The sequence below is a fragment of the Pseudogracilibacillus amylolyticus (SeqCode) genome, assembly GCF_051918545.1.
Taxonomy (GTDB): domain Bacteria; phylum Bacillota; class Bacilli; order Bacillales; family Amphibacillaceae; genus Pseudogracilibacillus.
The window spans coordinates 1-8,676 of the sequence record NZ_JBPPZG010000172.1 but is presented as its reverse complement, the minus strand read 5'-3'; the positions used below and the strand labels follow the sequence as shown (position 1 = coordinate 8,676).

General features: G+C 34.8%; 10 protein-coding genes and 1 pseudogene. 1 reads left to right on the top strand and 10 read right to left on the bottom strand.

All coding sequences use genetic code 11. From position 1 onward, the window contains the following. Positions 1 to 21: 21 nt before the first annotated feature. The 9 genes from ACPYKA_RS15980 to ACPYKA_RS15940 all read right to left on the bottom strand — a co-directional run bounded on the left by ACPYKA_RS15980 (position 22) and on the right by ACPYKA_RS15940 (position 7,045). Entirely contained in the window at positions 22 to 465 is a 444-nt protein-coding gene (locus ACPYKA_RS15980) for an SMI1/KNR4 family protein (protein WP_479543214.1), read from the bottom strand. A gap of 449 nt (positions 466 to 914) precedes the next feature. Then, positions 915 to 1,613 carry an SMI1/KNR4 family protein gene (locus ACPYKA_RS15975; protein WP_479543213.1) on the bottom strand — a complete coding sequence of 233 codons (699 nt, stop codon included), beginning with the start codon at positions 1,611 to 1,613 and terminating at the stop codon, positions 915 to 917. Positions 1,614 to 1,619: 6 nt separating this feature from the next. Further along, a complete protein-coding gene (locus ACPYKA_RS15970) occupies positions 1,620 to 3,326 on the bottom strand; it encodes a hypothetical protein (RefSeq protein WP_479543212.1) in 1,707 nt (568 codons plus the stop codon). 4 nt (positions 3,327 to 3,330) lie between these two features. Further along, a complete protein-coding gene (locus ACPYKA_RS15965) occupies positions 3,331 to 3,666 on the bottom strand; it encodes a hypothetical protein (protein WP_479543211.1) in 336 nt (111 codons plus the stop codon). Beyond that, positions 3,659 to 4,369, bottom strand: coding sequence for a DUF5081 family protein (locus ACPYKA_RS15960; RefSeq protein ID WP_479543210.1), 711 nt, complete (start codon positions 4,367 to 4,369; stop codon positions 3,659 to 3,661). Before ACPYKA_RS15960 ends, ACPYKA_RS15965 begins: the two co-directional genes overlap by 8 nt. Next, positions 4,366 to 4,665: a WXG100 family type VII secretion target gene (locus tag ACPYKA_RS15955; RefSeq protein WP_479543209.1), complete on the bottom strand. Its 300-nt coding sequence runs from the start codon at positions 4,663 to 4,665 to the stop codon at positions 4,366 to 4,368. Before ACPYKA_RS15955 ends, ACPYKA_RS15960 begins: the two co-directional genes overlap by 4 nt. Positions 4,666 to 4,679: 14 nt before the next feature. Then, positions 4,680 to 5,051, bottom strand: coding sequence for a hypothetical protein (locus ACPYKA_RS15950; RefSeq protein WP_479543208.1), 372 nt, complete (start codon positions 5,049 to 5,051; stop codon positions 4,680 to 4,682). A gap of 439 nt (positions 5,052 to 5,490) precedes the next feature. Next, positions 5,491 to 6,525, bottom strand: coding sequence for a DUF4179 domain-containing protein (locus ACPYKA_RS15945; protein ID WP_479543207.1), 1,035 nt, complete (start codon positions 6,523 to 6,525; stop codon positions 5,491 to 5,493). Next, positions 6,515 to 7,045 carry an RNA polymerase sigma factor gene (locus ACPYKA_RS15940; RefSeq protein ID WP_479543206.1) on the bottom strand — a complete coding sequence of 177 codons (531 nt, stop codon included), beginning with the start codon at positions 7,043 to 7,045 and terminating at the stop codon, positions 6,515 to 6,517. The genes ACPYKA_RS15945 and ACPYKA_RS15940 overlap by 11 nt, the downstream gene beginning before the upstream one ends. A gap of 525 nt (positions 7,046 to 7,570) precedes the next feature. Here ACPYKA_RS15940 and ACPYKA_RS15935 point away from each other — a divergent pair. Further along, positions 7,571 to 8,119, top strand: a complete 549-nt coding sequence (locus ACPYKA_RS15935; RefSeq protein ID WP_479543205.1) for a DUF1269 domain-containing protein — start codon at positions 7,571 to 7,573, stop codon at positions 8,117 to 8,119. A 277-nt stretch (positions 8,120 to 8,396) separates the two neighbouring features. Here ACPYKA_RS15935 and ACPYKA_RS15930 read toward each other — a convergent pair. Continuing rightward, a pseudogene (locus ACPYKA_RS15930) lies at positions 8,397 to 8,676 on the bottom strand (glucose-6-phosphate isomerase); the annotation flags it as partial.

The window sequence follows — 8,676 nt, the reverse complement described above, 5'->3', positions numbered from 1 at the left end:
TTACAACTAATATCCTGGATGTTAAAAATGTATATTTAATTCTTCACGGATTGCTTTTTCTAAGTATTCCTCAAAACTCTCTGCTATAATTTCTTTACCACCGAAGTTAAAATCAAATGTAATAATTTCTGTATCCGGGAAATTAAAGCCTACCGGATTTCCTGCACCGTCTATACCAATAGCTATAAAGTTCTCATACCCTTTAGGGAGTACATTTCTAAAATGTAGAGATTTCTCTACAAATGATGGTGTCGCAACAAACTCTGCCTCTTTCAATCCCAAAATAATAGCCTCACCAACTGCTCCAGAACCATATCTCAAAAGAAATTCTTTAAAATCCTCTGGCAATTTTACTTTTAGCTCATCTTCTGCTTGGTTTACTTCCTCAATATTAAGAGGTCCTCCAAAGGCTTCTGGGCACATTTCGAATTCTTCATCGATGGCATTTAATATTTCTATCTTCATTCAATAATCCCCCTTTTAATCATTTCATTGGCATACCTTGCCTTCCAATATTAAAGATTTTTCCTACTGCACAACCATTTATGAAGATATAAAATGAAGGATTAATAAAAAGACTGAAAGATAATAAAATAATTCAAATTATGTCTCGAAGGCGTACTGTCTAGATAATTCACCGATAGAAAAATTCTTTGATTTACTGAAACAACAAATGTATCATGGACAAGTCTATGACTAATTTAAGAAATTAAAGCAAGGGATGTTTTCTACTATAATAGTAATCGAATAAAAGAAAAATTGACTGGCAAGAGCCGGTTGAGTACCGTTTGCATACCAGTCAATTAGTAGCTAAATATTTAGTCTAACTTTTGAGGTTAGTACACTCTGTTAGCTTTCTAAACTATATATTGTTAAGAATATTCTGAAGCTATTAATCGTTAATCAAATAGGATTTAATTATCTTGAAGCCCTATTACAATCCATTCATCTACAACATCCCAAAAATTCACATTGTAATCGGGCTGATCATTAGTAAACCATAATGTCGCTACATCCTCCTCACTATTATTTAAATCAACAGCAACATATCCACCCATGCCATTTTCAAAAAATCCAAATGTTGTATCCATATTAATCCCTAATGGTTCTTCCAATTCTTCAATTATTCCCCATTCATATTCCTTAAAGTGAGTAATATTCTCCAATGGTACAAGTCCCATAGCTCTACTTGGCAAATAATAGAAACCATCGTGTAACTTTTCATAAAATTCTTTAATAGCTTCTGGAACATTTGACCAGTCTAGATGCATTTTTGAAGTATAAATCGAACTTTTCGGTATCCCTCCTTCGTAATAAAGAGTTTCATCATTTTCACTATTCACACTGTATAAAACTGCATATTGTTCATTATCTACAATTAGCTCGAAATCTAATAAATTTTCTCTTAGATATGAAATAGTATTACTCAACTCTCTTTCACATACACTATTCCATAGAGCTAAAAGTTTATCTTTCCTTCTAGTCTTATCTGTTTCTTTAAATATTTCTAACCATTGTTGAGGTATACTCCCCTTTGATATATTAAGGATATCTTTGTCAGATACAAGCTCGATACTTTTTCTATATTGCTTTAAAAATGCTAACTTTTCCATACAAATTCACTCCCTTTTATTTATCCTGTTAAAATCATCTATCATTTTTTGTATCTCAATTTCTAATTCTTTTTCTTTTAATATCATTTTTTCCCTAAATCGAGGATTTACAGGAATGTTTTCTTTCTTATAGACGTACCAATCTGCATATGATTTCGAACCTTTTGAGGTATTGGCGGTTTCGCTAAGTCCTATAAAATTCTCTACATAATTAGCAATTTGCTTTTGTTGATTATATGTTAATGTTTCAAAACCTTCCATACGAGCTATTTTTTCTAAAGAAACAATATGGTCTGCATGTAGTTTTTTATTAATTATTTTTCCTGGTAACGCAAAATCCTCGGTTCCAATAATATTATCAATATTTTTATTAACCTCTCTTTGTATTTTTGAAGATGGCGACGCTCTTCTTAATTTTCCATACGTCTCTTTTGAAATTTTTCTTTCGCCATATCTTGCACCTTGAGAAATATTTTTACCTATCTCCTTACTACCCTTCCCAATCCCCTTCACATCTTCAATCTTCGCTCTGAAGAAATTCTCTACAGCATGCGTGTTTTCTACTTTGCTTCCCGAAACTATCGCTCCATCAGGGGTTGCAAACTGATGTTTGGGAAATACGGATTCCTTTAATTGTTTAGCAGCAGTAACTCCTTTATCGATTCCTTTTGCGACATCGATCGCATCTTTTTCTATCTTCTTCCCTACAACGACTGCTCGGCCTTTCGCGAAGTCTTTTAACTGATTCATCCGGTTTAGGCCTTCCGTACGTGCAGTATGAATCGATCCTTTCACCGTCTCCTTCAGTCTCACTGCCGGCGACGTTTTCAAACTTATCGTGGCAGCTTGCTTCAATTTCCCAGCTCTGCCTAAAACGGCAAATTTCTTCACAGAGCCTACAGCTGGTATGAGGTCAAGTGGTGCCAGCAAACCTCTAAACCATCGTTCTCCTGTACCAACTTCCCGGCCGGAAACCCAGTCTTTTCCTGTGACGGCTGTCGATAATTCTAATGTACCATAAATAGCTCCGAGTGCAATACCTGCCGGGGGAAAAATAAGCGCTGCACCGACAATCACTACTAAGGCGGCAATGCTAACCCAAAATTCTTTATTATACTGCTGATCTTTTATCGAGGTATATTCGAACGCATGGGTGTTTAATGCTACTTGCCTATATTCTTCTAAAGAGAATTCTTGGTCAGGGTGCATTTCTTTTATCTGGTCATATTCGAGCTTAATTTGATCCGCATAAAAATTTTCTCCACCGAAAAGATCGTCCAGCGTGATTTCTAATTTCGGAATTTCGCCACTCGGTGCAAAGTCTGTATTAATTTGCTGCATGGCACCAATTCGATTTGTCGTTTTAAACTCTTCAATCTTTAAATCACGAATCGCTTCCACAAATTTATCCATATCTTTGTAAAACCGTTCATCGATAACATCATCGACAATTGTTCCGACTTCACTTACAAATTGGTGAAGGGCATGGAAGTCCTCATTCAACTCATAATATTTATTTTTCTGATTATCATAACTGAAGGAGACAAATCCATCACTGTCATACTTTCTAATAAGCGATTCAACTTGATCAAGGTTATTACAAATCTCATTCGCCGTAGTGAACGGACTAAGCGTCCAATGGCCACCACCAACAAATTCACTTAATCCTTGCTTTGTCTTTTCCCAATCTGAAGGAATATATTTTACATCCATTGTATCACAGCTCCAGCTTTTCGATAATTTCAAGAGCAATCGTGCGGTCTGCCTCCATCATGCTAGTTAATGTGTCAATTACTAATAGGGAAGCTCTTGCATAATGGTTATAAATTTCTGTTATTTTTTCATTTGCTTCCGGGAATGCATCCATCGCTTTCTTTGCTTTTCCTGAAGAATAGAAATCATTTGTTTTCAACTTTTCAATGTTCGGAATAATTGTACTCTCAAACTCATTCAAAATAGATTCAATTTGCTGATAGATCAAAGTGATTTCATCGACATCAATATTAATTTCTGCACGAACTCCGCCTCCATCCATTAACACAGGCTTAGACATTCGACGTTGCCTCCTTATATGGGAAATCCATTTCGTCAAACAATATTTTTAAAAACCAATACTGACTTGCGTGATAATATATGTCTTTCATCGGGTCAATCATAATTAACTTCTTATCATGTGGAAGGGCGAACCACTGCTGGTAAAACTTCGGATTATCCTCTGCCTGAGGACTTTCTCCTGTATGAAAGAATTCAAGATTCATAAACTCTTCCCCAATTTCCAGGTCTCCGAGTTCATCTCTGAGTTGTGTAGACAATTCTTTCTTCAAAAAATCCTTCTCTTCTTTTTCCGGCTCGCGTAAAATAAATGGAAAACGATCAATCAATAGTTTTAAGACAAGTGCTTTTGAGATCACATGTAGCCGATAATACTTTCCGTCCTCTACTTCGACAAGCATAATGACTTCATCTTCATCCGCTTCACGAAAACCGAACATTAAATTATTAATTCTCACATATTTTTTACTTAAATAATAAAACTCCAATGCCCGAATCACGTATGCTCCACCTTTTGTGATTTTGCCTTCTTCTGTTAAAATTTCTTTTTTAACTAATGCCTGATGTGCAACCTTATCCACTTCACCGCCTAATAAATGCAACGTTTTCTTATCGGGTAACCCAAATAGCATCTCTGATTCAAAGGCAGATGCAAGTAAATATATTTCTGTTATGTGAAACAAATCTGATTCTCGTTTGCTCATATACTTTTCATCCTTTTCACCCGATTATCTTGTGGAAACTCTGCAATATAACTTTCTAAGTTTTTCATGGCGGTTGTTTGTAACTTTACCGCTTCGGATAACTCGGCATGATATTGTTCGATAATTTCGATATACGACAAAAATGCGTCTTTGCTTTCTCCTTTCCAAGTCGAGGAAGCAACTGTCGAAACTAATGTTTCACAATACATATGGGTTCGTTTCACACTATTTTCCACTTTGCTCGCAAGTTGTTTGGCCTCTTCTAATTTGGATTGATCAATGACCACATCATCCATTATTATTGACTCCTTTATTTATTCTTTTCTCTCTCGTAATTTTCGGCTTCTCTTATAGCTAAACTCTGATAATACTCATACCGACCATACGCAATTTTTACTGCGTTAACCAGATCCGATCGTTTACCTTGCTCATTTTCAAATTGAGCATCTAATCGTTCATTTAATTGTTTGCGTTTTTCCACAAAGTCGTTGGATGGGATTTTCGATGGAGAAAGATAAGGTCCTGAGTTTCGATAACTATTATACGCACTCGTAAATTCTTCTACCTTTTTATCATATTCTTCCAAGATGTTTTCGAGCTTCGTATACAGCTTATAGTATTCATCTCTTTTTCTTTCCGCTTCCGTTTTTCTTCTAAATAACTGTTGGAGAAATTCAATCAATTAACCATCCCTCTTTTCCTTCAAATAAACATAGAGAGTACGAGCATTTTACCGTTAAATATCCTTTTTAGATTACCATTAATTTCAAGTATTTTCATGAGGATGACTATGCAGGAGTTAATTACCATACTTTATTCAACCCAACATCATTTACGGGAATTTTTTATCATTTTAAAAATTAGAAAAATTACAGTTTGGGAAATAAGGCTTATGATAAGCAGTTACTCTTCTATTCAACAAGAGAGGAAGAATTAAAGATTGGGAGGACGGGGGTACTATGAACTAAAATTAGCATGGAACGACTCCGAATATGAGGGAATGTTTCTCTAATATGTAAAAAATGCCCCCGAGATTAGATTGTTAGGCTAACCTCGGGGGCATTACAAGTCTAGTTAAAAGTCCTTCATAATAGATCGTAGAAAACAAATGCTTTAGCAATCTACTCTTTGATCAATTCCACCTCTCCTACTTCATCAATAATTAATGTAAGTTTTTTGGAAGTAGTATAAGAAGTAAATGGGAAGTTTGTTGAAATAATAGTCTCATTATTTCTCACTTCTCTACTAAACCCATTTGAAAAATATTCATTGCCATCTTCGTCTATGACTTTCATCTGATCGACAAATGCACTTTCATCATCATATATTCCATCCACTGAAAATGTTATGTGTAATGAAGTTGGATTTGCATTCGCTTCTGATACCTGAATAGTAGAAGATGCATCTTGCATGACATATTGCACTGAAGAATCAATATTTTGCTTATCTGGATTAATTACAGAAAGCTTCCAATCACCATCTATTTTCTCAAGTTTATCTACACTATAAAAAACATTGACACTCTCCACTTCAACTACAGCATCTTCCAAAGTTGGAAGATTTCCTTGATGAGACTCCATCAGAACATCCAATTGAGCTCTTCCTGTACTCTCATCTACATTTAAAAGATGATAGTCGAGACTTGATATATATCTGTTTTCACCTTGTAAAGGTTTTGTATCTGGAATAAACTCGACAATGTATTCACCATCACCATTTTTTATTCGATAATCGATTGACATATCTTCCATATTTTTTAGAACGGTTGGATCTTCAAATTCTAACTGAAAACTCATCCCTAACTTATTCGCATCTAAAAAGTAATTATCTAAGAATATTTGAATGTCCTTATCAGTTGCCGCACTATCGTTTGCTTGTGAAAAACCATTATTTAAAGCTTGTTCAACACCTTGATCTCCAAAATTTAAAAAACCGTTAATTCCAGCAATTACATGTTCATTCGTCAGAACAATTCCAGTTACAATTAATGCACATGCTACAGCAGCTATTCGTTTCCAAACATAGTGAACTTTCTTCTTTTTACCTTTACAACGAATTAAATCATAAGCTTGATCAACCGATTGCCTTACATTACTAGGGATTTTTCTTTCTTCATTCATCATGTGACTCAACTCTTTTTCAAAGTTATTTTTCACAAGCAATCACTCCCTCATTGTTATAATAGTTTTGTCTTAATAGCTTTTTGGCTCTAGAAAGTCTGGACTTGATTGTACCTTCCGGCTCCTTTAAAAATTCACTAATTTCTCGAACATTCAAGCCGACAATATAATATAAAACTAGTGCTACCCTGTACACTTCATTTAAACTATTAAGCGCTTCCTCTAATTCTACTTTTTGAAACTCATCATTTTTCTTATCAGGAATTATATGATCATTCATACTCACGATGTTCTTCTTCCTATTTAGCAAGCTGTTACATTTATTTATTAAAATTTTACAAAGCCACGTATTAAAGTAATCATTGTTTTTTAATGTATGTAAATTTTCGTAAGCCGATATAATAGCCTCCTGCATCGCATCAGCTACATCTTCGTCATTGTTTAATATTCTGCTTGCCGTCCGATATAATACATCTTCATATTGCTTTACAAGCGCAATAAATGCCTCCCCATCTCCCTTTTTTGCCTTTTTGACTAATGTTTTTGTCGATCCCATTCCATCAATCACCTCTTTCTGCTTTTTTTGTTTGTTCAATATATTAGATATAGAAGAGTGCCAATTGGTTGCATCCCAAAATTGAAATAATAATTTTTCATCGAATATCCTTTATATCTCAAAGGTAATAAACCTTTTTCTATTGCTTCATTTAATTATAATCGACAAAAAGATCACGGATGAAAATACTGGCTTGGCGCTCTTCCCAGATTTCGTAGGGGTATCAAATCTTGCATGTTAAAATTCCGCCACCATGCCTTTATCAATCAAATAGGTTTCCTAGAAAGGGGATAATAATGATGTAGTTGAAAATTTAGTGGAACAATTCAGGAAGAAACCAGCACCTATTTTTATTTCAAACAAATAAAGGTAAATCGAAGTCTATTCAAAAAAGGACGAATTGCTATACAGGATAAATAAAATAGAAATTTTTAAAAGTCCAGAAGCAATAGGCTCCATCATAACAGTAAAAATTACTAATTTTTCACTTTTTATGGTAATCTTTGATATATAGAGGTGATGAAAATGGAAAAACGAGTGTTTATTACCACATTTGAAGAAGACAGTAAATCATACCAAGCATTTTCGGAATTAAAACAAAGACATGCAAAAAAAGATGTAAATATAGAACAGATGGCAGTAGTGATTAATTCTGAGAAAGAAAAAATTGAAATCAAAGACTTTATGGACATGACTGGCCCTGACCGAACATCAAGAGGTAGCATCATTGGGATACTTATCGGAATTCTCGCCGGACCACTTGGAATGCTACTTGGATGGGTGTCTGGAACTGTTATTGGAGCCGCCAGGGATGCACGCGAGGTTAGAGATGCGTTAAGCGTATTTGAACAAACGTTATCTATGATATCTCCGGGGAAAACAGGACTTATCATCATCGCCGATGCAGATAGCCGCAATGCAATTCGAACATATATACAAGATGAATTAGAAGGAAGATTATTGCAATTAGACCTCGAACTTGTCATGCAAGAAATAGAAAGCGCCCGAGAAACAGAACGAGAACTACAAAAAGAAGCACGAAAACGAATGTTTGATAAAGATAAAAATAAGTGAGCAAAAAAATAAAGATCTCTTATTGATATGAAAATAAGAGATCTTTTTATTGTCTTGGAAATTTTTTCATGTACACATGGTAATGCCACGATTATTTTTCCAAATCTTATTATCGTTGTTTTTCACCTGTAGGATGGATAAGTCTATTGATTGATATATAATTTCAAATTATGGAGTCACCATATTACTCAATACTGAAACATATTTTACAAACAATATCCCATCTCACTCGACACCAAAGTAAAATTCATGTAACTATCCAAACATCAAACAAGCTTCACTTCCCATACCCCGGTTTCCCAAGCATCTCAAACATATTCTGCTTATACGCTTCCACTCCAGGCTGGTCAAATGGATTTACACCAAGTAAATAGCCACTTACTGCACAAGCTTTTTCAAAGAAATACACCATATAACCAAATGTGTACGCGTCGAGGGCAGGTAAATCAATTACTAGGTTGGGAACCCCACCGTCGATATGTGCCTTTAATGTTGCCTCGCTTGCGGTGAAATTAATTTCATGTAACGATTTTCCAGCGAGATAATTGAGACCATCG